Source organism: Rhizobium leguminosarum bv. viciae USDA 2370 (assembly GCF_002008365.1).
GTDB classification, from domain to species: Bacteria; Pseudomonadota; Alphaproteobacteria; order Rhizobiales; family Rhizobiaceae; genus Rhizobium; species Rhizobium leguminosarum.
Genome location: NZ_MRDL01000051.1, coordinates 921,925 through 944,970, shown reverse-complemented (window position 1 = coordinate 944,970; position 23,046 = coordinate 921,925). Strand labels below are relative to the sequence as shown.

26 protein-coding genes are annotated in these 23,046 nt (G+C 58.9%); 12 read left to right on the top strand and 14 right to left on the bottom strand.

Annotation, left to right across the window (positions count from 1 at the left end; genetic code table 11):
- Positions 1–15 precede the first annotated feature (15 nt).
- Entirely contained in the window at positions 16–411 is a 396-nt protein-coding gene (locus tag BS629_RS31410) for a hypothetical protein (RefSeq protein WP_026188381.1), read from the top strand.
- 195 nt (positions 412–606) lie between these two features.
- Here BS629_RS31410 and BS629_RS31405 read toward each other — a convergent pair whose 3' ends face one another.
- Together BS629_RS31405 and BS629_RS31400 are read right to left on the bottom strand one after the other, a co-directional pair.
- Entirely contained in the window at positions 607–897 is a 291-nt protein-coding gene (locus tag BS629_RS31405; protein ID WP_018241867.1) for a DUF982 domain-containing protein, read from the bottom strand.
- A gap of 140 nt (positions 898–1,037) precedes the next feature.
- Positions 1,038–1,385 (bottom strand): hypothetical protein, encoded by a 348-nt coding sequence (locus BS629_RS31400; protein ID WP_018241868.1) that lies wholly within the window; start codon positions 1,383–1,385, stop codon positions 1,038–1,040.
- Between the two features lie 454 nt (positions 1,386–1,839).
- Here BS629_RS31400 and BS629_RS31390 point away from each other — a divergent pair, with 454 nt between their 5' ends.
- Positions 1,840–2,019 carry a hypothetical protein gene (locus BS629_RS31390; RefSeq protein WP_018241869.1) on the top strand — a complete coding sequence of 60 codons (180 nt, stop codon included), beginning with the start codon at positions 1,840–1,842 and terminating at the stop codon, positions 2,017–2,019.
- Between the two features lie 121 nt (positions 2,020–2,140).
- Here the strand turns inward: BS629_RS31390 and BS629_RS31385 are convergent, their stop codons facing one another.
- Both BS629_RS31385 and BS629_RS31380 read right to left on the bottom strand, forming a co-directional pair.
- The gene (locus BS629_RS31385) at positions 2,141–2,452 is read right to left on the bottom strand and encodes a hypothetical protein (protein ID WP_018241870.1); all 312 of its coding nucleotides are present in this window, start codon (positions 2,450–2,452) and stop codon (positions 2,141–2,143) included.
- Between the two features lie 170 nt (positions 2,453–2,622).
- Positions 2,623–3,072, bottom strand: coding sequence for a DUF3597 domain-containing protein (locus BS629_RS31380; protein ID WP_018241871.1), 450 nt, complete (start codon positions 3,070–3,072; stop codon positions 2,623–2,625).
- Between the two features lie 399 nt (positions 3,073–3,471).
- On the opposite strand from BS629_RS31380, the gene BS629_RS31375 reads away from it, so the two are divergent.
- Positions 3,472–4,143, top strand: coding sequence for a hypothetical protein (locus BS629_RS31375; RefSeq protein WP_018241872.1), 672 nt, complete (start codon positions 3,472–3,474; stop codon positions 4,141–4,143).
- 163 nt (positions 4,144–4,306) lie between these two features.
- Here BS629_RS31375 and BS629_RS31370 read toward each other — a convergent pair whose 3' ends face one another.
- The 4 genes from BS629_RS31370 to BS629_RS31355 form a co-directional block, all read right to left on the bottom strand.
- On the bottom strand, positions 4,307–5,080 hold the full coding sequence (locus BS629_RS31370; RefSeq protein WP_003559021.1) for an amino acid ABC transporter ATP-binding protein: 774 nt from the start codon (positions 5,078–5,080) through the stop codon (positions 4,307–4,309).
- Between the two features lie 34 nt (positions 5,081–5,114).
- Entirely contained in the window at positions 5,115–6,269 is a 1,155-nt protein-coding gene (locus tag BS629_RS31365) for an amino acid ABC transporter permease (RefSeq protein WP_018241873.1), read from the bottom strand.
- A 1-nt stretch (position 6,270) separates the two neighbouring features.
- Positions 6,271–7,473, bottom strand: a complete 1,203-nt coding sequence (locus BS629_RS31360) for an amino acid ABC transporter permease (RefSeq protein WP_018241874.1) — start codon at positions 7,471–7,473, stop codon at positions 6,271–6,273.
- A 103-nt stretch (positions 7,474–7,576) separates the two neighbouring features.
- The gene (locus tag BS629_RS31355) at positions 7,577–8,602 is read right to left on the bottom strand and encodes an amino acid ABC transporter substrate-binding protein (protein WP_018241875.1); all 1,026 of its coding nucleotides are present in this window, start codon (positions 8,600–8,602) and stop codon (positions 7,577–7,579) included.
- Between the two features lie 363 nt (positions 8,603–8,965).
- Here BS629_RS31355 and BS629_RS31350 point away from each other — a divergent pair, with 363 nt between their 5' ends.
- Entirely contained in the window at positions 8,966–10,156 is a 1,191-nt protein-coding gene (locus BS629_RS31350) for a cystathionine beta-lyase (RefSeq protein ID WP_018241876.1), read from the top strand.
- Positions 10,157–10,187: 31 nt separating this feature from the next.
- Here BS629_RS31350 and BS629_RS31345 read toward each other — a convergent pair whose 3' ends face one another.
- Complete coding sequence (locus tag BS629_RS31345) at positions 10,188–11,342, bottom strand: FAD-dependent monooxygenase (protein ID WP_018241877.1); 1,155 nt, start codon at positions 11,340–11,342, stop codon at positions 10,188–10,190.
- A gap of 27 nt (positions 11,343–11,369) precedes the next feature.
- Complete coding sequence (locus BS629_RS31340) at positions 11,370–11,615, bottom strand: zinc-finger domain-containing protein (RefSeq protein ID WP_018241878.1); 246 nt, start codon at positions 11,613–11,615, stop codon at positions 11,370–11,372.
- A gap of 158 nt (positions 11,616–11,773) precedes the next feature.
- On the opposite strand from BS629_RS31340, the gene BS629_RS31335 reads away from it, so the two are divergent.
- From BS629_RS31335 to clpA, 6 genes are all read left to right on the top strand, one after another.
- A complete protein-coding gene (locus BS629_RS31335) occupies positions 11,774–12,559 on the top strand; it encodes an alpha/beta fold hydrolase (protein ID WP_018241879.1) in 786 nt (261 codons plus the stop codon).
- A 128-nt stretch (positions 12,560–12,687) separates the two neighbouring features.
- Complete coding sequence (cysE, locus tag BS629_RS31330; protein ID WP_003539276.1) at positions 12,688–13,521, top strand: serine O-acetyltransferase; 834 nt, start codon at positions 12,688–12,690, stop codon at positions 13,519–13,521.
- A 140-nt stretch (positions 13,522–13,661) separates the two neighbouring features.
- On the top strand, positions 13,662–13,865 hold the full coding sequence (locus tag BS629_RS31325) for a DUF3126 family protein (protein ID WP_003539277.1): 204 nt from the start codon (positions 13,662–13,664) through the stop codon (positions 13,863–13,865).
- A 274-nt stretch (positions 13,866–14,139) separates the two neighbouring features.
- A complete protein-coding gene (locus BS629_RS31320) occupies positions 14,140–14,511 on the top strand; it encodes a phasin family protein (RefSeq protein ID WP_018241880.1) in 372 nt (123 codons plus the stop codon).
- 277 nt (positions 14,512–14,788) lie between these two features.
- Complete coding sequence (gene clpS, locus BS629_RS31315) at positions 14,789–15,139, top strand: ATP-dependent Clp protease adapter ClpS (protein ID WP_017988219.1); 351 nt, start codon at positions 14,789–14,791, stop codon at positions 15,137–15,139.
- A gap of 10 nt (positions 15,140–15,149) precedes the next feature.
- Positions 15,150–17,642 (top strand): ATP-dependent Clp protease ATP-binding subunit ClpA, encoded by a 2,493-nt coding sequence (gene clpA, locus BS629_RS31310; protein ID WP_018241881.1) that lies wholly within the window; start codon positions 15,150–15,152, stop codon positions 17,640–17,642.
- 74 nt (positions 17,643–17,716) lie between these two features.
- Here clpA and BS629_RS31305 read toward each other — a convergent pair whose 3' ends face one another.
- From BS629_RS31305 to BS629_RS31290, 4 genes are all read right to left on the bottom strand, one after another.
- Positions 17,717–18,148, bottom strand: coding sequence for an HIT family protein (locus tag BS629_RS31305; RefSeq protein WP_026188382.1), 432 nt, complete (start codon positions 18,146–18,148; stop codon positions 17,717–17,719).
- 155 nt (positions 18,149–18,303) lie between these two features.
- Entirely contained in the window at positions 18,304–19,494 is a 1,191-nt protein-coding gene (locus tag BS629_RS31300) for a GNAT family N-acetyltransferase (protein ID WP_018241883.1), read from the bottom strand.
- Between the two features lie 78 nt (positions 19,495–19,572).
- Positions 19,573–20,292, bottom strand: a complete 720-nt coding sequence (locus BS629_RS31295; RefSeq protein ID WP_018241884.1) for a glycerophosphodiester phosphodiesterase — start codon at positions 20,290–20,292, stop codon at positions 19,573–19,575.
- Positions 20,289–20,759, bottom strand: coding sequence for a RidA family protein (locus tag BS629_RS31290; RefSeq protein WP_018241885.1), 471 nt, complete (start codon positions 20,757–20,759; stop codon positions 20,289–20,291). Before BS629_RS31290 ends, BS629_RS31295 begins: the two co-directional genes overlap by 4 nt.
- Before the next feature lie 136 nt (positions 20,760–20,895).
- Here BS629_RS31290 and BS629_RS31285 point away from each other — a divergent pair, with 136 nt between their 5' ends.
- Together BS629_RS31285 and rpsB are read left to right on the top strand one after the other, a co-directional pair.
- Positions 20,896–21,732 carry a cell envelope integrity EipB family protein gene (locus tag BS629_RS31285; protein WP_018241886.1) on the top strand — a complete coding sequence of 279 codons (837 nt, stop codon included), beginning with the start codon at positions 20,896–20,898 and terminating at the stop codon, positions 21,730–21,732.
- Between the two features lie 375 nt (positions 21,733–22,107).
- Positions 22,108–22,875 carry a 30S ribosomal protein S2 gene (rpsB, locus tag BS629_RS31280; protein ID WP_003559062.1) on the top strand — a complete coding sequence of 256 codons (768 nt, stop codon included), beginning with the start codon at positions 22,108–22,110 and terminating at the stop codon, positions 22,873–22,875.
- Positions 22,876–23,046: the final 171 nt, after the last annotated feature.

Below are 23,046 nucleotides of genomic sequence, written 5' to 3'. Positions count from 1 at the left end.
TTTAGGGGCCTAAACATGAGAAACATCCTTTCGAGCGTTGGTTCGGCGGCACTCTTGCTGTCGGCAGTGAACTCCTATGCCGCCGATCTCCCGGCAGGGGCCAAGAAGGTCACGATGGAAGAGTTCAAAGCGTTTGCTGATGGCAAGCATGTAAAGGTGGAAATTCTCGATCTGGAAAAGCCCGTGACCGCTGATCTCGTATGGAGTTGGAAGAAGGGCACCATTACCGGTAAGGCGGATGTCGGCGGCAAAATGATCGACGTGAAAACGAAACTCACGTTCAGGGGCGATAAAGCTTGTTCCAACGGTAAAGGCGAAAAGCCAAATTGCCACTTTATCTATATCGACGGCGATAAGTTCTATGAAGTTCGAGATGACATGAAAGTCCATGCAATCTCGACAGTCGGGTGAGGTTGGGGATCTCTCCGCTCACTGCCGCGGCTCAATCTGGGAGGGCTCATGGAACCCGGTGCTATCCCGCACTTCCCCCAGCCCTTATACGCAGCAAGCTGCAGCTTTCCGTCATCCGTCCAAGCGGTGTATTCGGCTTCGGCGATCAGCGTCGGCTGCGCGCCTATTGCGTGTTGCCGGATCCGGGCAGTGATCTCAGTGAACGACCGAGAGGTAGCGGATGCCGGCTTCATCAGCCGCTCTCATCAGCGCTTCCCGCGCAGCGTTTGGAGGCGTGGTGCCGCGGATGGCGTCGAGGCATGTCCTCACTGCCACGACATACTCCTCGCCATCATCCCCAGGCCATTCGGAAATGAGCATGGTGGCTGCGTCGCCGAGGGTCCTGACGACGCTGTATTTATCTTGGCCGCTCATGAGGATCCTCAGTGCGGGAAACTGATGCGATGTGTACCGATTCATGACATTTGGTCCTTGCATCATAAACATATTAGTAACTCTGCAAGAAGCGTTCCAACCGGGCCCGCAGCATGATCATCCGCAGATGGTTTCGCAAAACTGTCGGCAACTGAACGGGGAGGTCGAGTCCAATTGAAGGAATTATGCAGTCGCAGAGTGATCAAGCCGATCTACGTCAAAGCGCTGCGGAGCAGATCTGAATTGATCTTGGGGTGCTTCTCGGACGGATGATAGGCTCCAATTAGGGCCGCCGTTACCATGATCAACACCGAAAGGAATGATGCGACGATGCTCAACACGGGAACCGGAGATTTTCGACCCGCCCAGAGGAACACAAAGCCAGCCGCGAAAGCAAAGAACCAAAAGACCAGGACTTCGCCCATTGTCCCCGCGAATACCTCCATTGCTCCAGAGGACACCGAAACCACGGTGTCCAATCCTCCAAGCCACAACACGATGTTCATCACCATATCCGCGATGAAGGCCAATACCATCGATCCTACCAAAAGCCGTGACATCTCGTTTCTCCGTTGAAATCTTAAGTTGTTGTTTTGTCAGGCGCAGCTTTCGATCGGATTATCTGGATTGTTAAAATGCTTAGGGCTATTGCCCTCTTGTCCGATTGGGCAGCAATTCGAAGCAATGCTTACACAACCAGGTGGCCGGAACTTGTTTTAAACACATTGCCGTCCTATTGATTCTTCTATCGAAATTGCTTGTCGAGCTTGGTTTGCGCCCTTGGCGTCCCAGCTGATCTTTCCTTTCAAAATCGATTTCTGCGCCGTCCGGCAGCCGCCGGAGGGTGATTGTCATGCCGGTTGAGGGGGAATCGTCATGAACGCAGGCAATTCTTTGATCGACGCAAGCCTCCGCCAAACACCCATCGTCGCTGCCTCATATGCCTTCGGTCTTTGACCGCGGATGTCAGTGGCGGCATTCCGGCTGGGTTTTCCAGCCATTGAGGAGATTTTCATGAGCAAGACCAATGCAGAGGCACTGTTGCGCAAAGCGCAGCGCCAGGTTGCCAATACCAGCGGCGGTGGCCATCTCGGCGGCACCAACTTCGGTCAGGGCAACGACGCCAAGACCTCGTCCGGAAGCGGCAATCGCCCGGCAGGCAAGGGTCGTCCACCAACTGGTGGCAAACGCTGACTAGCGCCGCGCGTCTTTCCGATTTGAGGAATTATGCAGAGGTCGCAGCATCTCGGTTGAAGACATCCCCGCCAAAATGGCGGGTTTTTTGTTTGATGGGGCCTGAAGGGCCAGTCTCTTCTCAGCGATCCAGGAAATGATCGAAGTAGACCTGGGGGATAGGGTACGCGTAGACACCTCTGTCGACGAAGCTGTACCTATAGAGGCAACTTCTGAGAGCCGCATTGTAATGCAGGCTTCGCGGGTCCGGCGAGCCTCGTCGCCATGAGCTTGCCTCCGGCACGCAGCGTTGAAGCGCTTTATCGTATCGAGCCAGGAGCGCCGGGTCAGTATCGACCCGAATGCCACTGTAGGAATGATAGTTTGAAGGAGATTCTGCGGCCGATATACAGCCGAGGCTAAGTGCAAGACCAACGACTACCATCAATCTCATCGGATTTAATTCCCCCTGATCGATTATCGAAGTATCGAGCGGAACATTATTCGTTCCAGTGCCTGCGGGCAAGGGGACTTCCCGGCCTCCGGTCTGATCGGCCGTGACCTCGGCGGAACAGCAATCGCATAGCTGCCGCCACAGACATGGCGGCAGCCATCCGTCATCGATCAATCCAGGAGATCGGCAGGTACCTTGCCGCCATTTTCCGAAAGCCGCTTCATCAGCGCCTTGTGCAGCCACATATTCATCTTTGCGGAATCGTTGTTGTCGCCCGTATAGCCGAGTTCAGCGGCAAGTTCCTTGCGCTCGGTCAGGCTTGCATCCATCCCGACGGCTTTCATCAGGTCCACGATCGAGCGGCGCCAATCGAGCTTCTGGCCGCTCTTCTTCACTGCCGCGTCAAGGATCGGGACGATATCGACTGTGCCTGTGCCTGGAGCAGTGGCCGTGGGGGCCGGCTTGCTCTGCGGGGCAGGGGCCGCAGGCGTAGGACTGGGCGCTGCCGACGGTGAGGTAGGCGCTTGCGCCGGCTCTGTCTTCGGCGCGCCGGCAGCAACCGGTTCGGCTGCTTTCGCCTCTCCGAAAATTGCATGTTTGATCTTGTCGAAAATGCCCATTCTAAACCTCCAGTTCCATCAGATGAGAACAAGCTGAAACATGGACTTCCCGCCTGATATATCCAGACGGAAGGGGAGTTATTTTTAGCAATCTAAATCGGAGGTGGAAAAGTCAATTGGGGGGAAGGGTGTAGTCGATCTGCGCGAGAACGCTCTAAATGGATTGTTCGCCGCCAATCGTATCGCGAACTGAGATTTGCTTGCTGGCTCTAAGTTTCCTGGCGCAATGGGGGAGGAAATACTCCGTCGGCTCTCTAGCCGCTGCGATATATGTTCGCTTTTGGCACAGTCTGTCAGATAATTCGTATTTCAATAACCGTGAAACATCATCGCACGCTACCGAACCGACTTGCCGCGCCGTCTCGTGAAACATTCGTCATCCCTTCACGTTGCCTTGCCATGGACGTCCTGGAGTTGCAGGCGTCCGATCGATCGAAGGCACGCGCGTTCCTCGATTTTCGACTGCCGGGCAGATCGTCCGGCAGAATGGAAACGGAGGAAAACATGACCCGTTATCACAAGACACTATCCCTTGCAGTGCTCGCATCCAGCTGCGCCCTCCTTGTCATGCCGGCAAGCGATGCGCGTGCGCTCGATGTCGGCGTGTCGGTGAATGCCGGCAATGCTGTCAGCGCCGATGTCGGCGCGTCACTCGGCGGCGGGAGTGGCATCAGCGCCGATGCCGGTGCTTCCGTTGGCGGCTCGACCGGCGTCAATGCCGATGCGACCGCCAATGCTGGCGGCGGCCGGGGCATCAATGCCGATGTCAATGCACGCGTCGGCGGTTCTAGCGGAATCGATGCCAAGGCCACGGCCTCGGTTGGCACCGGTAATGGGGTCGATGCCAATCTCGCCATCGGCCGGGTGGATGAAGCTGGCGGCAGCAATGCCAGGGCTGCGCCCGGCAGCACGCTCAGCGCGTCGCGGGCACGTACCCTGGAGGCCTTCCGCAGCATGCCTGTCAATGACCAACGCAAGATGCTCGTCCGTTGCGCCGACATCTCCGCCTCCGGCGGTGATTCCGGCCTTGCCGGTCTCTGCAGTCTGCTGCAGGCGACCGCGTCCCGCTGAACATACAAAACCCGCCGAGCCAGCGGCTCGGCGGGTCTTTTTCAAAGGATGATTCGATCTAAAGCATGTCGCGCAAAACTATGCAGCAGTTTTTGCGACAACGACATGCGTAAAAACAAAGACCTAAAGCGCGAAGAGCGAATCTGAAAGATCGCGACGCGCTTTAGTGTAGGATCTGGCTGAGGAACAGCTTGGTGCGTTCGTGCTGCGGGTTATCGAAGAAGGCGGCCGGTTCGTTCTGTTCGACGATTTGGCCCTGGTCCATGAAGATAACCCGGTTGGCGACCTGGCGGGCAAAGCCCATTTCATGCGTGACGCAGAGCATGGTCATGCCTTCCTCGGCAAGCCCCACCATGGTGTCGAGCACTTCCTTGATCATTTCGGGATCGAGTGCGGAGGTCGGCTCATCGAACAGCATGATCTTCGGGTTCATGCATAGCGACCGGGCGATCGCCACGCGCTGCTGCTGACCGCCGGAAAGCTGTCCCGGATACTTGTTGGCCTGCTCCGGAATCTTGACCCGCTTCAGAAAATGCATGGCCACTTCTTCGGCCTGCTTCTTCGGCATCTTGCGCACCCAGATCGGCGCCAGCGTGCAGTTTTCGAGGATCGTCAGATGCGGGAAGAGGTTGAAGTGCTGGAACACCATGCCGACTTCGCGCCGCACCTCGTCGATCTTTTTCAGGTCGTTGGTGAGCTCGGTGCCGTCGACGATGATGCGACCCTTCTGATGCTCTTCCAGGCGGTTGATGCAGCGGATCATCGTCGACTTGCCCGAGCCCGACGGGCCGGCAATGACGATCCGTTCGCCGCGCATGACCTTCAGGTTGATGTCGCGCAGCACGTGGAAATCGCCGTACCACTTGTTCATGTTGACGATCTCGACCGCCACTTCCGTCGCGGAAACGGTGAGCTTTTTCGCTGGAGCTTCAGCCATGATATTTTCCCTCATTCTTATCGTTTTAGCGTTCTTATCGTTTGTGGCCGGTATCGAGATGGCGTTCCATGAAGCCTGAATAGCGCGACATGCCGAAGCAGAACAGCCAGAAGATAAAGCCCGCGAAGATCAGACCCGTGATCGGCGTGACGGCGCTTGCCCAGTTGGCATCGGAGAAGTTCAGCTTGACGATGCCAAGCAGATCGAACATGCCGATGATGGTGACCAGCGACGTGTCCTTGAAGGTTCCGATGAAGGTGTTCACGATGCTCGGGATGACCAACTTGATGGCCTGCGGCATGATGATCAGCCGGGTTTTTTGCCAATAGCCGAGGCCAAGCGAATCGGCGCCTTCGAATTGTCCCTTCGGGATCGCCTGAAGGCCGCCTCGGATCACTTCCGCCATATAGGCCGAGGTGAAGATCGACACACCGATCAGCGCCCGAAGCAGTTTGTCCACGTTCCAGCCTGTGGGAAGGAAGAGCGGCAGCATGACACTTGCCATGAACAGAACGGTGATCAGCGGGACGCCTCGAATGACCTCGATGAAGGTAACGCAGAGCATCCGAATGACGGGCATCTTCGAGCGGCGCCCCAGCGCAAGCAGAATGCCGCAGGGTAAGGAGACGGCAATACCGACAAAGGACAGGACGAGCGTCACCATCAACCCGCCCCAGAGCGGAGTGTCCACCACTTCGAGGCCGAAGCCACCGTGAAGAAGCCAGAAGGCGAGGACCGGCAGGACGGCGAACAGAAGAATGGCGTTCAGGCCCTTGCGCGGCGCCGAAGGGATGAGCATCGGAACCAGCAGAACAATGAACAGGATCCCGACGATCGCCGGTCTCCAACGCTCATCCAGCGGATAGCGGCCGAATATAAACTGATCGTACTTGGCGCTGACGAAGGCCCAGCATGCACCACTCCAGCCGTCAGGCTGGACGCCGCCCTGGATCGTCGTCGCGCAGAATGTGCGGTCCGGCCCGGACCATACGGCCTGGATGAACAGCCAGTTGACGAGATGCGGCACGGCCCATGCGATGAGCGCAAGAGCCAGGATTGTCAGGATCACGTCCTTCGGGGTTGCCAGGAGATTGCGGCGTATCCAGGCGACGGCTCCCCTCTCGCCGGGGGGCGGTGGTTCGGCGGCAAGGATGGACGTTCTGACGAAGGGTTTATCGGCGACCGACATCTTATCTCTCCACCAGTGCCATCTTGGCATTGAACCAATTCATGAACAGCGACGTGAGAATGCTCAAGCTGAGATAGACGATACCCCAGATGCAGACGATCTCGATCGCTTGACCGCTCTGATTGAGGATCGTGCCACCGACGGCAACGAGATCCGAGAAACCGATCGCGATGGCGAGTGAGGAGTTCTTGGTCAGGTTCAGGTACTGGCTCGTCAGCGGCGGGATGATGATGCGCAGCGCCTGCGGCACCACGACAAGTCTCGTCACGCTCGACGGATGCAGCCCCAGCGCGCCGGCTGCCTCGGATTGTCCCTTTGGAACGCCACGAATGCCACCGCGAACGATCTCGGCGATGAACGAGGCGGTATAGAAGGACAGAGCGAGAAACAGCGACATGAATTCGGGACCGACGACCGAGCCGCCCGTGAGGTTGAATTTTCCGGCAACCGGAACGTCGAAGGTGAGCGGAAAGCCGGAGACGACGAAGACCAGCAATGGCAAGCCGACGATCAGTGCGATCGACGTCCATACCGTGTGGAACGGCTGGCCGGTTGCGGCTTGGCGTTTGTGGGCCCAGCGCGCGATGATGATGGTGGCGACAATCGCAATCACCAGGGCGATGCCGACCGCTATCATACCTGTCTCGAAGATCGGCTTCGGGAAGGCCAGTCCTCTGTTGTTGAGGAACATGCTGAGCGGCAGACCCACCGACTCGCGCGGCTGCGGCAAAACGGAGAGAACGCCGAGATACCAGAAAAAGATGACGAGCAGCGGCGGAATGTTGCGGAAAACCTCGACATAGACCGTGCAGAGCTTGGCAATCAGCCAATTGTGCGATAGCCGGCCGATCCCGATCAGGAAACCGATGATGGTCGCCGTGAAGATACCGGTCACCGCCACCAGCAAGGTATTCAGAATGCCGACGACAAGTGCGCGCGCATAAGTCGAGTCACTCGAAAAGCTGATCAGCGACTGGCCGATTTCGAAACCGGCGCGACCGCGAAGAAAGCCGAAACCCGATGCCGTATTGCTGCGGGCAAGGTTCACGGCCGTGTTGTGGGCCACCCACCACACAATGCCCACGAGAATAACGATTGTTAGAACCTGGAAAAATATGCTCCGGTATTTCGGGTCGTACATTGCCGACCGGAAACTCCAGCCGGTGCCATGCAAAGGTGTCGTATCCACAGCCCCATGCGTCATGCCGCGCCAATCCCCTTGTGCCCGTTTTCGGGCTTTCTTTTTGCTTTTTGGAAGATGGGAGGGCGGCTCGGCCGCCTTCCCGGGATTTCATGCCAAAGCTCGATTAACGAACCGGCGGTGCGTACTGGATGCCGCCCTTGCTCCAGAGAGCATTCAAGCCGCGTGCGATCTTGAGCGGGCTGCCCTGGCCGATGTTGCGCTCGAAGATTTCGCCATAATTGCCGACGCCCTTGATGACATTGGCGGCCCAATCATTGGTCAGGCCGAGATCGGTGCCAATCTTGGTGTCGGTCTCGCTGCCGAGGAAGCGCTTGATGTCCGGATTCGGCGAATTCTTCATCTCGTCGACATTTGCCTGGGTGATGCCGAACTCTTCGGCATTGATCAGCGCATAAGCCGTCCAGGAAACGATATCGAACCACTGATCATCACCCTGACGGACGGCCGGGCCAAGCGGCTCCTTGGAGATGATCTCAGGAAGGATAACGTGTTCGTCGGGATTCTTCAGCGTCAGACGCAACGAATAGAGACCGGATTGGTCGGTCGTGTAAACGTCGCAACGACCAGCGTCGTAAGCCGCGTTGACCTCAGGAAGATTTTCGAAGACGACCGGATTGTACTGCAGATTGTTCGTCTTGAAGTAATCAGCGAGGTTCAATTCGGTGGTCGTGCCCGACTGTACGCAGACTGCGGCGCCGGAGAGTTCGAGAGCCGACTTCACGTTCAAGCTCTTGCGCACCATGAAGCCCTGACCGTCATAATAGGTGACAGGACGGAAGTTGAAGCCGAGTGCGGTGTCGCGGTTGATCGTCCAGGTGGTGTTACGCGAGAGAACGTCGATTTCACCGGACTGCAGAGCGGTGAAGCGTTCCTTCGCGTTTGTCGGCGTGTACTTGACCTTGGTGGGGTCGCCGAACACGGCCGAAGCGACGGCCTTGCAGAAGTCGACGTCGAAGCCGGCCCAATTGCCGGAAGCGTCAGGTGCGGCAAAGCCGGTAAGGCCGGTATTGACGCCGCACTGAACGAAACCCTTTGCCTTGACATCTGTGAGTGTCGTGGCCGAAGCAGCCGAAGCGCCAAGAGCGAAAACTGCTGCGCCGATCGTTGCGGACAGAAGCTTGTTCTTCATTTTTTCCCAACCTTTTCCGTTGTCTTGTATTTTCTTGTGGGAAGTTCCAGCGGAAAAACTCTGCCGCCTCCCCATTTTCTCGACACCCTCCCGGCGCGAGTTGTTCTATCACAGTCGCAAATGTCACCATGGTCAAGTGTCGCGGTCAATAATTGCGGCAAATTTCAGCATTTTGGTAGATTGCGCTGCGTTCGTGGGCACTTGGCTATGAAATAGGCGCCTGATTGCGGAAAAATAGCGCGAAAATCGTGGCTTCCACCGCTTCGCCACGTCGCCGGCGATCAGCGCCTAGGGGTTGACCTGATATGGCGGGGCGTCCAAAAGTCCGGGTTTGCGTCTCCGTCGCCAAAGGCTATTCCCGACATGAAAGACAAAGACAGCTTGCTGCAGAATGCCGGCATCAACACCCGCCTGACCCATATCGGCAACGACCCTTTCGACTATCACGGCTTCATCAATCCGCCGGTCGTGCATGCCTCGACGGTGTTGTTTCCGAATGCGCGGGCGATGGAGACGCGCACGCAGAAATACACCTACGGAACGCGCGGCACACCGACGACGGATGCGCTCTGCGAGGCGATCGACGCACTCGAAGGCTCGGCCGGCACGATCCTCGTGCCCTCGGGCCTTGCGGCCGTCACCATTCCGTTTCTGGGTTTCGTCGCTGCCGGCGATCATGCGCTGGTGGTCGATTCGGTCTATGGCCCGACGCGCCATTTCTGCGATACGATGCTGAAGCGCCTCGGTGTCGAGGTGGAATATTACGACCCGGCGGTCGGCGCCGGCATCGAGGCTCTGTTCCGGCCGAATACGAAACTCGTTCACACCGAGGCGCCCGGCTCCAATACCTTCGAAATGCAGGATATTCCGACGATCTCGGCGGTTGCGCACCGTCACGGCGCCGTCGTCATGATGGACAATACCTGGGCGACGCCGCTCTATTTCAGGCCGCTCGATCACGGCGTCGACATCTCGATCCATGCATCGACGAAATATCCGTCCGGCCATTCCGATATTCTGCTCGGAACGGTTTCGGCCAATGCCGAACACTGGGAGCGGCTGAAGGAATCGAACGGTGTGCTCGGCATCTGCGGCGCACCCGATGACGCCTATCAGATCCTGCGCGGATTGCGCACCATGGGCCTGCGCCTCGAACGGCATTATGAAAGCGCGCTTGATATCGCAGAATGGCTGGAGGGCAGGGAGGACGTCGCCCGCGTGCTGCATCCGGCCCTGCCGAGTTTCCCCTCGCACCATCTCTGGAAGCGGGATTTCAAAGGCGCCAGCGGCATCTTTTCCTTCGTGCTGGCCGCTGAAGGCCCCGAAAAGTCCAGAGCAAAGGCGCATGCCTTCCTCGACGCGCTCAGGATTTTCGGTCTCGGCTATTCCTGGGGCGGCTATGAAAGCCTGGCTTTGCACGCCTATCTCAACGACCGCAAGGTCGCCAAGGCGCCGACGGACGGTCCGGTCATTCGCCTGCAGATCGGCATCGAGGACGTGGCCGACCTCAAGGCCGATATCGAACGGGGGTTTGCCGCCGCAAGCGCGGTCTGACCGGACACGGTTTGTCGTGGCTGGCAATGCCTCACGGCAGATCGACAGCCCGATAGCCGTAGATCCAGTCGAGATCCGCCGCCAGGCTTAGCGGCGGCTTGAGGCCGAGCACGAGATCGCGGCCGATCCGGATCGGTCCTTTCGCATGATAGGCAAACCGGTTGAAGGCGCCGCGCTGGCGAAGCTTGGCGATGCGGGGCGTCCGATGTCTTTCGAACAGCGCCAGCGCTTCCGCCGCGGAGCGGTTCGAAAGAAACGCAGCGAGTTCATAGGCGTCTTCGATCGCCATCGCCGCTCCCTGGGCGGCAAAAGGCATCATCGCATGCGCGGCGTCGCCGATCAGAACCGTCTTGCGGCCATCCTGCCAGGAGCCTGTCGTGGTTTCGAACAGCGGCCAGAACGTCAGCTTCCGGTTTTTTTCGAGCAGCGAGACGATCGCGGCATTCCAGCCGGAAAGGCGCGCCCGCAGCTGCGTCCGCTGTTCTTCCGTCGGCTCGCTTTGCCAGGCCTGCGGCGCAATATTGCCGGCGGTGATCGCCACCATGTTGAAGCTGCCGGTCTCCCTTAGCGGATAGCAGACGAGATGCGCCGAACCGCCGAGAAAAGCCGAAACGCTTGCCCGGTCGAGGAAGCCGGGCGCCTCAGTTTCGGCAATCGTAAAACGGTAGGCGATATTGCCGGAAAAGCGCGGCGAGGGGCTGCCCGGAATGGATTGCCGAAGCTTTGACCAGACGCCGTCCGCGCCGATCACAACATCGGCCGCGCGCTCGAAAGACGGTAGGGTCGAATTTATCCGCACGCCGAGGTGAAGCCGGCAGAGCGGATCGGCGCTAACCGCAGCCAAAAGGACTTTCTGCAATGTGGTGCGATGCAAGACGCCATAGGGAGCGCCCCAGCGTTCCCGCGCGAATTTGCCGGCCGGCACCGCCGCGAGCTGGCGCAGCGATCCGCCCGATATCAGCCGGATTGCGTCGGGCTCTAGCCAGACCTTTGACAGTCTTTCAAGGATACCGAGTTCGGCAAGGATGCGCGAAGCGTTTGGCGAAACTTGTAATCCGGCGCCGACGTCGGTGAGTTCGCCCGCCTGCTCGAAGATCTCCGAACTGATGCCCCGGCGCGAAAGCGCAAGGGCAACTGTCAGCCCTGATATCCCGGCGCCGATGATGGCGGCATGTTCGACCGGCATTGTCCGTCCGATCCGGATCTGGACCGACTACGCCGCCTTCACGTGGAAAACGCAGCCGGCCGGATTGGTCTGGCTAGGCTTGAGCGTGGAATTGAAGCGATAGAGCGTCGAGCAGTAGGAACAGACCTTCTCATTGTCGTCGCCCATGTCGATGAAGATATGCGGATGATCGAAGGGAGCCGATGCGCCGGTGCACATGAATTCCTTGACACCGACTTCGATAACGCGGTGACCGCCGTCGTTCTGGAAGTGGGGAATGTTGTGGCCGGCCATGTCGCTCTCCGAATGCTTTGAAATGTGCGCGAACCTTATAAGCCTTCGCCGCAAATGTGTAGAGCCAAACCGCCGCGCCGGGCACAGTTTTTAGCCGCAGTTTTTGGCTTCACGATGAAAGGCCGCTCGACTATGTTCGCGCCAAAAAGGAAGGCCCGATGAACCTGAATACACCCGCATTTTCAAGCTTCACCCATGATGGATTGCAGCTCGCTTTCTTTGATGAGGGCGATCCGGCCGGTGTGCCGGTGTTGTTGATCCACGGCTTTGCCTCGACTGCAAACGTCAACTGGGTCCATCCGGGCTGGCTGAAGACGCTCGGCGATGCCGGCTACCGGGTGATCGCCATGGACAATCGCGGCCACGGGGCAAGCGACAAGCCGCACCATGCCGAAGCCTATCGTCCATGGGTCATGGCCAGCGATGCGATCGCCTTGCTGGATCATCTGGGCATCCCAGAAGCCAATGTCATGGGCTATTCGATGGGCGCGCGCATTTCCGTATTTGCCGCACTTGCCAATCCGCATCGCGTCCGTTCGCTGGTTCTTGGTGGCCTCGGCATCGGCATGACCGACGGTGTCGGCGACTGGGACCCGATCGCCGATGCGCTACTGGCGCCCTCGCTGGACGCGGTGACCCATGCCCGCGGCCGCATGTTCCGCGCCTTCGCCGAGCAGACGAAGAGCGACCGGGTCGCTCTTGCCGATTGCATCCGCGGTTCGCGCGATCTCGTCGCCCGTTCTGATATGGCCAAGCTCGACATGCCGACGCTGATCGGCGTCGGCACGAAGGATGATATCGCCGGCTCGCCGCAGGAATTGGCGGCGCTGATGCAGAATGCCGAAGCGCTCGATATTCCGGGCCGCGATCATATGCTCGCCGTCGGCGACAGGGTTTTCAAGCAGGCGGTGCTGGCCTTCTATGCAAGGGTCGCCCATCGCTAACAACATCGTGATGCCGAAAAACCATGCTAAAAAACCATGGCGACGGCACCCATTTATGTTATTGGCGTTTTCCTCTATATATTGGCATTCCGAAAACGGCATTCCGGCTGGCAGCGAGGAGAGCGGCGATGGTCGCAAAGACTGACATTCGTGCTTTTGACACAGGCCATCCGCTGAAGGTGATGGATCCCATCTGGGACAGCCTGCGTGAGGAAGCCCGGCTCGCCGCCGAACGGGACCCGGTTCTCGCCGCCTTCCTCTATTCTACGGTGATCAACTACCATTCGCTCGAGGAATGCGTCATCCACCGCATCTGCGAACGTCTCGATCACCCCGACATGCAGGCGAACCTGCTGCGCCAGACCTTCGAGGAAATGCTCCTCGACTGGCCTGACTGGAGCTCCATCCTGCGCGTCGATATCCAGGCGATCTATGACCGTGATCCCGCATGCCTGCGCTTCATGGAGGCGGTGCTTTATTTCAAGGGCTTCCATGCGCTGCAGACACATCGTCTGGCCCATTGGCTTCTGAACCGCGGCCGGCGCGATTTTGCGCTCTATCTGCAAAGCCGCTCCTCCAGCGTCTTCCAGACCGACATCAATCCGGCCGCCCGTATCGGCAAGGGCATCTTCCTCGACCACGCCACCGGCCTCGTCGTTGGCGAGACGGCCGTCATCGGCGACAACGTCTCGATCCTGCACGGCGTCACACTCGGCGGTACCGGCAAGGAGGGCGCCGACCGCCATCCGAAGATCGGCTCCGGCGTCATGATCGGCGCCGGTGCCAAGATCCTCGGCAATATCGAGATCGGCTATTGCTCGCGCGTCGCCGCCGGCTCCGTCGTCTTGAAGGCGGTGCCGCCCAAAAAGACAGTCGCGGGTGTGCCGGCCAAGGTCGTTGGTGAGGCCGGTTGTTCTGAGCCGTCGCGCAATATGGACCAGGTGATCGGCGCCGATATCTGAGCGCCCGTTGGAAACAAGGATAGGAAAAGTCGGCGGGATCCGAGCGGGGAGAGCCATGAGCAAACGGCAACCTTGCCTTTACACCGCTGCATTTCCTGTGCAAGAAGCGGCCAATCAAGACCGCTTACGGAGATGACAGAGTGAAGCCAGAAGAAATCAAGAAGCTCGACGCCTATTTCAAGCGCATGTTCAATCCGCAGATGATCGTCAAGGCGCGTCCACGCAAGGATGATTCTGCGGAAGTCTATCTCGGCGAAGAATTTCTGGGTGTCGTCTATATCGATGACGAGGACGGCGACCGCTCCTACAACTTCTCGATGGCGATCCTCGACGTCGATCTCTGATCGCGCTCGAAAGCTTCAAAAGGACCGAACGGCGCGATCCGTTCGGTCCTTTTTTCGTTTTTTCGATTCGGAACGAGAATTTTTTCAAAACTTCCGGTTGCGGCATTCTGATATATTTTAGCAAAATCAGTTAAAGACGTACGTGCCCCGGCGCGCGGGCTTTGTTATATAATTGTAATGCAACTCATGGATGTTTTGCGGCGCACAAGACTACTTGACTATTTGTGCATTGCAGCTACCCTGCCGCCATCAACAGCCCAACGGAGGATGGCTCATGTTCAACTTTGAAGACGCCAACAAGAAGAGCAAGGAAGCCGTCGACACGGCCCTGAAAACCTATTCCGACACGACCAAGGGCTTTCAGGCAATCGCCGCAGAAGCCACTGAATATTCGAAGAAATCCTTTCAGGACGCGGTGACGCATTTCGAAACGCTGGCCGGCGTCAAGAGCTTTGAGGCTGCCTTCGAGCTGCAGACGAGCTACGTCAAGGCGTATTTTGAAGGCTTCGTCTCCGAGACGACGAAGCTCAGTGAGATGTATGCCGATCTCGCCAAATCAGCCTACAAGCCCTATGAAGCGCCGATCGCCGCTGCCGTCGTCAAGACCGCCAAGTCGGTGTCGGCGGCGACGCCTGCTGCTGCATGAACTGATTTCAAAAGGCGCAACCTGCGCTACATATTGAAAAAAGAAGACCGGCTACGCATCTGTAGCCGGTCTTTTTGTTTCCACTTTCGCTGCAGCGCCCGCATGGGATCGGCCGGGGACTTTTTTGGTCTTTCCCGTGCATGCCGGCCATTTCTTGATTGCAGTGTCTGACAGGGGGCTTAAAATCAGCCTATTATGAACTAAGTTAGTGTTTCAGATATTCGGCGGGAAAAGCACCCTCCCATGCTCCGCTGGATTGCTTGAGGAATAAATGACAATGATCGCAAAGCCGATCCGGATGCAGAACGACAGCGAAAGGAACGGGGACAACGCAAATCGAACCTCGGTCATCACGCGCACCAAGCCGAAGACCAAGAAGCCCAATCTTTATCGTGTGCTGCTTTTGAATGACGACTACACTCCCATGGAATTCGTCATCCATATTCTGGAGCGTTTTTTTCAGAAGGATCGTGAAAGTGCCACCCGCATCATGCTCCATGTCCATAACCACGGCGTCGGCGAATGCGGAATATTCACATACGAGGTAGCGGAAACGAAGGTCAGCCAGGTGATGGACTTCGCCCGGCAGCACCAGCATCCGCTGCAATGCGTCATGGAAAAGAAGTGAGGATCTGAACGTGCCAACATTTTCGCCTAGTTTAGAGAAGGCGCTCCATCAGGCACTGACCTTTGCCAACGAGCGGCACCACGAATATGCGACGCTCGAGCATCTGCTGCTTGCCCTGATCGACGATGCCGATGCGGCCGCGGTCATGGGTGCCTGCAATGTCGATCTCGACGCGCTGCGCAAGACGCTCGTCGAATATGTCGATAACGAACTTTCCAACCTGATCACCGGTTATGACGAAGATTCGAAGCCGACCTCCGGCTTCCAGCGCGTCATCCAGCGTGCCGTCATCCACGTGCAATCGTCCGGTCGCGAAGAGGTGACCGGCGCCAACGTGCTCGTCGCGATCTTCGCCGAGCGCGAGAGCCACGCCGCTTATTTCCTGCAGGAGCAGGAGATGACCCGCTACGATGCCGTCAACTACATCTCCCACGGCATCGGCAAGCGCCCGGGCGTTTCCGAAGCGCGTCCCCCGCGCGGCGCCGAAGACGAAGCCGAAAGCAGCAAGCCGACGGCGCGCGGTGGCGAGGAAGAGGGCGGCCCCAAGAAGCAGCAGGATGCGCTCAAGGCCTATTGCGTCAATCTCAACGAGAAGGCCAAGGGCGGTAAGATCGATCCGCTGATCGGCCGTCACGCCGAGGTGAGCCGCACGATCCAGATCCTGTGCCGCCGTTCGAAGAACAATCCGCTCTATGTCGGTGATCCCGGCGTCGGCAAGACGGCGATCGCCGAAGGCCTTGCCAAGCGCATCGTCGAAGGCAAGGTCCCGGAAGCGCTCGCCGATGCGACGATCTTCTCGCTCGACATGGGCACGCTTCTGGCCGGCACGCGCTACCGCGGCGATTTCGAGGAGCGCTTGAAGCAGGTCGTCAAGGAACTGGAAGAATATCCGGGCGCTGTGCTCTTCATCGACGAGATCCACACGGTGATCGGCGCCGGCGCCACTTCGGGCGGCGCAATGGATGCGTCGAACCTCCTGAAGCCGGCCCTGTCATCGGGCGCGATTCGCTGCATCGGTTCGACCACCTACAAGGAATACCGCCAGTTCTTCGAGAAGGACCGGGCACTGGTCCGTCGTTTCCAGAAGATCGACGTCAGCGAGCCGTCGATCGATGATGCGATCGAGATCATGAAGGGCTTGAAGCCCTATTTCGAAGAGTATCACCACCTGCGTTATTCGAACGACGCCATCAAGTCGGCCGTCGAACTGTCGGCCCGCTACATCTCCGACCGCAAGCTGCCCGACAAGGCGATCGACGTGATCGACGAAACCGGTGCGGCCCAGATGCTGCTGCCGCCGTCCAAGCGCCGCAAGCTGATCACCGAAAAGGAGATCGAGGCGACGGTCGCCACGATGGCGCGCATCCCGCCGAAGACCGTCTCCAAGGATGACGAGGCCGTGCTCGCCAATCTCGAGCAGGAACTGCGTTCGGTGGTCTATGGCCAGGATATCGCGATCGAAGCCCTTTCGACCTCGATCAAGCTGGCGCGTGCTGGTCTTCGCGAGCCGAACAAGCCGATCGGCGCCTATGTCTTCTCCGGTCCGACCGGCGTCGGCAAGACCGAGGTGGCAAAGCAGCTGGCATCGTCGCTCGGCGTCGAACTCCTGCGCTTCGACATGTCGGAATATATGGAGCGGCACACGGTTTCGCGTCTGCTCGGCGCGCCTCCCGGCTATGTCGGCTTCGACCAGGGCGGTCTTCTGACTGATGGCGTCGACCAGCACCCGCATTGCGTGGTACTGCTCGACGAAATCGAGAAGGCGCATCCCGACATCTACAATATCCTGCTGCAGGTCATGGACCACGGGACGCTGACCGACCATAACGGCAAGAAGATCGATTTCCGCAACGTCATCCTGATCATGACGACCAATGCGGGCGCATCCGAAATGGCCAAGGCGGCGATCGGCTTCGGCTCGTCCAAGCGTACCGGCGAGGACGAAGAGGCGCTGACCCGTCTGTTCACGCCGGAGTTCCGCAACCGTCTCGACGCGATCATTCCCTTCGCGGCGCTGCCGACGGCCGTCATCCACAAGGTCGTGCAGAAGTTCATCATGCAGCTGGAGGCCCAGCTTTCCGAAAGGAACGTCACCTTCGACCTGCACGAGGATGCGATCGCCTGGCTGGCGGAAAAGGGTTACGACGAGAAGATGGGCGCCCGCCCGCTTGCTCGCGTCATTCAGGATACGATCAAGAAGCCGCTCGCCAACGAAATCCTCTTTGGCAAGCTGAAGAAGGGCGGCGTCGTCAACGTCACTGTCGGCCCGAAGGAAGATGGCAAACCCGGCATCGTGCTGGAAGCCATTTCGGAAACGGCGCCGATCAAGCCGAAGCCCGAAGCCGAGGTCGTGCATCCCGAAGGCGATGATGGGGATGACGGCGAGCTGAAGACGAAGGCGGCCCGCAAGACCCGCGCCAAAGCAGTGCCGCAGGCCGAGCCTGAGGTCCGCGATGCCCCGAAGAAGGGAAGCGCGGTTCCGAAGGTTCCACGCAAGAAGTAAGATACCGTCACCGAATTGGAAAAGGCCGCGTTCTCCGCGGCCTTTTTCGTTTTTCAGGCATCGGCAGGGACCGGTTACGCCAGCGCTGCCCTAATCTTTTCGGCATTGGCGGCAAGCACGGCGCCGTCCTCCATCTTGCCGGAATGCGGCTTGAGTGCGACGCCTTCATGCCTTGGGATGACGTGGAAATGCAGATGGAACACCGTTTGCCCGGCCGCCGGTTCGTTGAACTGGGCGATGAACACGCCATCGGCGTCGAAGACGTCCCTGACCGCAATGGCGATCTTCTGGACGACTGATATCGCATGGGTGAGGGTGGCTGGATCGGCATCGAGGAGATTGCGGGACGGCGCCTTGGGAAGGACGAGCACATGGCCCGGCGCCTGCGGCATCACATCCATGAAGGCGATAGTATGCTCGTCCTCGTAAACCCGGTGCGAGGGGATTTCGCCGCGGAGGATCTTGGCGAAGATGTTGTTGTCGTCATAAGCGGCCGGGCTGGTCATCACGAAATCTCCTCGTTTTTCACAGCGCGGTGCGTCTTTTCAAACGCGCAAAGGACGCTGTAGCACTTTGAATTTCTGCATAGTTTTATCCTCAAATCGATTCCGATTTAAGGAATATGCGTCGTTGAGCGGGTAGCGCGGCCGGTGCGGCGGCGTCAATCGTCCTGCAGACGCTCGCCCTTGCGGAAAGGACTGTGCTCGGTCAGCAATTCGCTCATCTGTTCGACATCGGCGCGCTCGCGCGCGAGATAGTCGCCGATCGCCCGGCGAAGGCCGGCATGAGCGACATAATGGGCGGAATGCGTCGTCACCGGCAGATAGCCGCGGGCGAGCTTGTGTTCGCCTTGCGCTCCGGCCTCGACCCTTTTCAACCCTTTCGAAAGGGCGAAGTCGATCGCCTGGTGATAGCAGACCTCGAAATGCAGGAAGGGATGGTCCTCGATGCAGCCCCAGTGACGGCCGTAGAGCGTATCGCCGCCGATGAAGTTGATCGCGCCGGCGATATAGCGCCCGTCGCGCTTGGCCATGACGAGCAGGATGTCGTCGGCCATGCGCTCGCCAATCAGCGAGTAGAACTTACGGGTGAGGTAGGGCCGGCCCCACTTGCGCCCGCCAGTATCCATATAGAATTTGAAGAACTGGTCCCAGATGCGTTCCGTCAGGTCGCGGCCGGTCAGCCAGTCGATGCTGATACCGTTTTCGAGGGCGGCGCGGCGCTCCTTGCGCAACGCCTTACGTTTGCGCGAGGCAAGCGTTTCGAGAAATTCCTCGTGATTGGCATAGCCGTCATTGATGAAATGGAACTGCTGGTCGGTGCGATGCAGATAGCCGTCCATCTCGAAGACGCCGATCTCTTCGTCCGGCACGAAGGTGATGTGGGCCGAGGAGATGCCGAGCCGCCGCACCACCTCCTTCAGGCTTTCGGCGATCGCGCTCTGGATCGGTAGCCGTTGCAGCCCCTCGGCGACAAGAAGACGCGGGCCTGTCGCCGGGGTGAACGGGATCGAGCACTGAAGTTTCGGATAATAACGCCCGCCGGCCCGCTCGAAGGCGTCGGCCCAGCCGTGGTCGAAGACATATTCGCCCTGGCTGTGGTTCTTGAGATAGCCGGGCAGGGCGCCGATCAACTCGCCGCGATCGGTCTCGAGCAGCAGATGGTGGCCGAGCCATCCCGTCTCTGCGTCGGCCGAGCCGGATTCCTCCAGCGACGATAGAAAAGCGTGTGAAACGAAAGGGTTGTAGGCAATCGTAGCGCATGCCTTCGACGCTCCGGAAAGCTTGGCCCAGCTCTCCGGGGAAATCGCGGTAAAGGAGCGTTCGACGCGAATGGATAGTTCGTCAGTCATCGGACAAATGCGAAGCCTGTGGGAGGATGGTTTCGGCTCTGTCTCAGTCTGCGCATGATCTTGGCCAAAAAGCGAGCGTCAAGCAGCCACACGCGGATCGAAGCCTTCGAAGGTCATCTGGTCTGCGTTTGCGAATGTAAGCCGGCGCGCCGCTTCGTCACGCACCGTCCAGGTGATGACAGGAATGCCCTTTTCGCGTTCGCTGGTGATAAAGGCGTTCGGCAGATCGCCATAATGATAGGAGATGAAATCGAGACCGATCTCCATCGCCTTCACATGCGTCTTGAACGCCTCCGGTGTGTTGCCGTCGGCCGTCAGCCCGAGCGGGTAGGGTGCGCCAAGCGCCTTCAGATCGCGCAGCAGCCAGTGGTCAAAACTCATCAGCGCCACCTTGCCCTCATAGCCTTCGAGCACCTCGAGCACGGCTTCGGCGAAACCTTCGTCATCGGCCTCCCGCCCCTTGAGTTCTAGCACCAGCGGCACCTTGCCCTTGACGAGATCGAGGAGCTGGCGCAGCGTCGGCACCTTGTCGCTGGTGCCGCCGATGGCGATCAGTCCGAGTTCCCGGGAGGTGCGCTCGCGGATGTCGCCGTGGAGGTTGCACAGGCGCTGCAGGTCCTCGTCATGAAAGATGACCGGTACGCCGTCGGAGGCGTAATGCAGGTCGCATTCGATCGCAAACCCCGCTTCGACGGCGCGCGAGAAGGCGGAAAGCGTGTTTTCCCAGACATGCGTGTTGAGATCGTGATAGCCGCGATGGGCGACCGGCAGGTCCCTGATCCAGGCAACATTGGTCATTCTGCGATTTCCATGATAGCGTCTATCTCGACGGCGGCATTCAGCGGCAAGGCCGCCATGCCGACAGCGGCACGCGCATGTTTGCCGGCTTCGCCAAGCACGCCGGCAATCAGGTTCGAAGCGCCGTTGATGACGAGATGCTGCTCGACGAAGTCGGGCGCCGAGGCGACGAAGCCGTTCAGCTTGATGACGCGCCGGATACGGCCGAGATCGCCGCCAAGTGCCGCCTTTGCCTGGGCAAGGATGTTGATGGCGCAGAGTTCTGCGCCGCGCTGGCCCGTTGCAACGTCGACGGTCTTGCCGAGATGGCCCGAGACAGTGACCTTGCCGCCTTCGAGCGGCAGCTGGCCGGAGATGTAGAGAAGATTGCCGCTGATCACATAGGGAACGTAATTTGCAGCAGGTGCTGCGGCTTGGGGCAGGGTTATCCCCATCTCAATCAGGCGCGCTGCAATTTCATCGGACATTTTCGTCTCCGCTTTTGTTGTCAATTCTTCAAAAATTATGCATCAAGACTAGAATCTTTAATATGACAGTTTCGAGCCTCGATTTGGCCGAAAGCGTTCTTATAACATCGCGACCGAGTCCAACAGGAGTTAATGAATGTTCCGATCGAGTCTTGTCGCTCTGCTTCTCGCCAGCGTTTCCGCCAATGCATGGGCGGCTGCGCCCGCGGTTAGCGCTGCGATCGCGACCGGCCTCGTCGCACATCGCGCGGTCTACGATCTGGAACTGAAGGACGCCTCGGACCGCTCTGGCATCGCCGGCATGTATGGTCGCATGGTCTATGAGTTCGACGGCAGCTATTGCCAGGGCTTCACCACCAATTTCCGCTTCGTGACACAGATCGACACCGGCGACAGCGTGCGTGTCAGCGACCAGCAGACGAAGACCTTCGAGAACCTGAAGGACGGCAAGTTCACCTTCGACACCAAATCCTTCACCGACGAGCAGCTCGACAAGGAGGTCAACGGTGCGGCGCAGGACCAGCCGGATGGTGTCAAGGTCGATCTCAAGCAGCCGGCGAACCGTGAACTGCAGCTTGCTGAAAGCCGTTTTCCCACTGAACATATGCTCGATGTGATCCAGCATGCCAAGGACGGCAAGCGCTTCTTCGAGGCGCGCGTCTTCGATGGTTCCGACGACGGCGACAAGTCGCTGGCGACGACGACGATCGTCGGCAAGCAGGAGACACCGATCGCCGAGGAAGCCGATGCCGGCAATGCCGGCGCCTTCTCGAAGACGGCCTTCTGGCCGGTGACGATCGCCTATTTCAACGAGAATGCGAAATCCGATGCTTTGCCGGTCTACCGCATGTCCTTCAAGCTCTATGAGAACGGCATCACCCGCGATCTGACGATGGACTATGGCGATTTCGTCCTGACCGGCAAGCTCGCCAAGCTGGAGCTGCTCGACCGCAAGGCCGAGGTTTGCAAGTAGGCGACGAGCTCTCGCCCGTCATAAAACTGTATCATAAAATTCACTATGGTTCGGCGATCAGCGATGACTGAGTCGCCGTCTGTCGTCCTGCTTTTCGGGTCGGTGCGATCCTGCTGCCGGCCGAGGTCGATGCCATCCTCCCGATGCCGGATGCAGGCGTCATGCTGTCGCTGCAGCCGACGCTGGCAAGCTGAGCCGCCAGGTTTTTTCGGCATAAGTCTTGCTTTTGTGCCAAATCGAATGTATGGGCACCGGCATTCCACACGTAAGGCATGGGATCGTCCGGGAGAAATCCGGGCTGTTCCGCCCGGTGGCATCCTCGAAGAGGGTGCTGTTCGCCTTGCGGAGGTTCAACCGGAAAAGGAGTAACAAGGCATGGCATTGCCTGATTTTTCTATGCGCCAGCTTCTTGAAGCAGGCGTCCACTTCGGCCACCAGACGCATCGCTGGAACCCGAAGATGAAGCCGTACATCTTCGGCGATCGCAACAACATTCACATCATCGATCTGGCCCAGACCGTTCCGATGCTGTCGCGCGCCCTTCAGGTCGTCAGCGACACCGTTGCCCGCGGCGGCCGCGTTCTCTTCGTCGGCACCAAGCGCCAGGCGTCTGAGATCATTGCCGACAGCGCTAAGCGCTCGGCCCAGTACTACGTCAACTCGCGCTGGCTCGGCGGCATGATGACGAACTGGAAGACGATCTCCAACTCGATCCAGCGCCTGCGCAAGCTCGACGAGATCCTGAACGGCGAAGCCCAGGGCTTCACCAAGAAGGAACGCCTGAACCTCGAGCGCGAGCGTGAAAAGCTCGACAAGGCCCTCGGCGGTATCCGCGATATGGGCGGCACGCCTGACCTGATGTTTATCATCGACACCAACAAGGAAAAGATCGCGATCGACGAAGCCAAGCGCCTCGGCATCCCGGTTGTCGCCATCATCGATTCGAACTGCGATCCGGACCTGATCGACTATCCGATCCCGGGTAACGACGATGCTTCGCGCGCGATCGCTCTTTACTGCGAGCTGATCTCCCGCGCTGCCATCGACGGCATCGCCCGTCAGCAGGGCTCTTCCGGCCGCGATCTCGGCGCATCCTCCGAACTTCCGGTCGAACCGGCTCTCGAGGAAGCAGCCGAAGGCTGATGAAAGCGGGCGGATCGAAAGATCCGCCAAAGCTTACAGAGACAGGGCTTGCAGAGACTGGGAAAGGCCGCTCGCGACTCATCGAAGTTCGGCGGCCTTGCCTGTTTCAGGGCGAAGGCATCAGGCTCTTCGCCAGAGAAGTTTCGTTATGGCGCGTCTTCATCACGCTGT

Coding starts and splice junctions, on each gene's coding strand:
- BS629_RS31350 (WP_018241876.1), top strand. CDS start 8,966: ATGAAAGACAAAGACAGCTTGCTGCAGAATGCCGGCATCAACACCCGC.
- BS629_RS31390 (WP_018241869.1), top strand. CDS start 1,840: ATGAGCAAGACCAATGCAGAGGCACTGTTGCGCAAAGCGCAGCGCCAG.
- BS629_RS31295 (WP_018241884.1), bottom strand. CDS start 20,292: ATGACCAATGTTGCCTGGATCAGGGACCTGCCGGTCGCCCATCGCGGC.
- rpsB (WP_003559062.1), top strand. CDS start 22,108: ATGGCATTGCCTGATTTTTCTATGCGCCAGCTTCTTGAAGCAGGCGTC.
- BS629_RS31320 (WP_018241880.1), top strand. CDS start 14,140: ATGTTCAACTTTGAAGACGCCAACAAGAAGAGCAAGGAAGCCGTCGAC.
- BS629_RS31285 (WP_018241886.1), top strand. CDS start 20,896: ATGTTCCGATCGAGTCTTGTCGCTCTGCTTCTCGCCAGCGTTTCCGCC.
- cysE (WP_003539276.1), top strand. CDS start 12,688: ATGGTCGCAAAGACTGACATTCGTGCTTTTGACACAGGCCATCCGCTG.
- BS629_RS31290 (WP_018241885.1), bottom strand. CDS start 20,759: ATGTCCGATGAAATTGCAGCGCGCCTGATTGAGATGGGGATAACCCTG.
- BS629_RS31305 (WP_026188382.1), bottom strand. CDS start 18,148: ATGACCAGCCCGGCCGCTTATGACGACAACAACATCTTCGCCAAGATC.
- BS629_RS31405 (WP_018241867.1), bottom strand. CDS start 897: ATGTTTATGATGCAAGGACCAAATGTCATGAATCGGTACACATCGCAT.
- BS629_RS31375 (WP_018241872.1), top strand. CDS start 3,472: ATGGACGTCCTGGAGTTGCAGGCGTCCGATCGATCGAAGGCACGCGCG.
- BS629_RS31355 (WP_018241875.1), bottom strand. CDS start 8,602: ATGAAGAACAAGCTTCTGTCCGCAACGATCGGCGCAGCAGTTTTCGCT.
- BS629_RS31340 (WP_018241878.1), bottom strand. CDS start 11,615: ATGGCCGGCCACAACATTCCCCACTTCCAGAACGACGGCGGTCACCGC.
- BS629_RS31345 (WP_018241877.1), bottom strand. CDS start 11,342: ATGCCGGTCGAACATGCCGCCATCATCGGCGCCGGGATATCAGGGCTG.
- BS629_RS31370 (WP_003559021.1), bottom strand. CDS start 5,080: ATGGCTGAAGCTCCAGCGAAAAAGCTCACCGTTTCCGCGACGGAAGTG.
- BS629_RS31365 (WP_018241873.1), bottom strand. CDS start 6,269: ATGTCGGTCGCCGATAAACCCTTCGTCAGAACGTCCATCCTTGCCGCC.
- BS629_RS31360 (WP_018241874.1), bottom strand. CDS start 7,473: ATGACGCATGGGGCTGTGGATACGACACCTTTGCATGGCACCGGCTGG.
- BS629_RS31300 (WP_018241883.1), bottom strand. CDS start 19,494: ATGACTGACGAACTATCCATTCGCGTCGAACGCTCCTTTACCGCGATT.
- BS629_RS31400 (WP_018241868.1), bottom strand. CDS start 1,385: ATGTCACGGCTTTTGGTAGGATCGATGGTATTGGCCTTCATCGCGGAT.
- BS629_RS31380 (WP_018241871.1), bottom strand. CDS start 3,072: ATGGGCATTTTCGACAAGATCAAACATGCAATTTTCGGAGAGGCGAAA.
- BS629_RS31410 (WP_026188381.1), top strand. CDS start 16: ATGAGAAACATCCTTTCGAGCGTTGGTTCGGCGGCACTCTTGCTGTCG.
- BS629_RS31385 (WP_018241870.1), bottom strand. CDS start 2,452: ATGAGATTGATGGTAGTCGTTGGTCTTGCACTTAGCCTCGGCTGTATA.
- BS629_RS31335 (WP_018241879.1), top strand. CDS start 11,774: ATGAACCTGAATACACCCGCATTTTCAAGCTTCACCCATGATGGATTG.
- clpS (WP_017988219.1), top strand. CDS start 14,789: ATGATCGCAAAGCCGATCCGGATGCAGAACGACAGCGAAAGGAACGGG.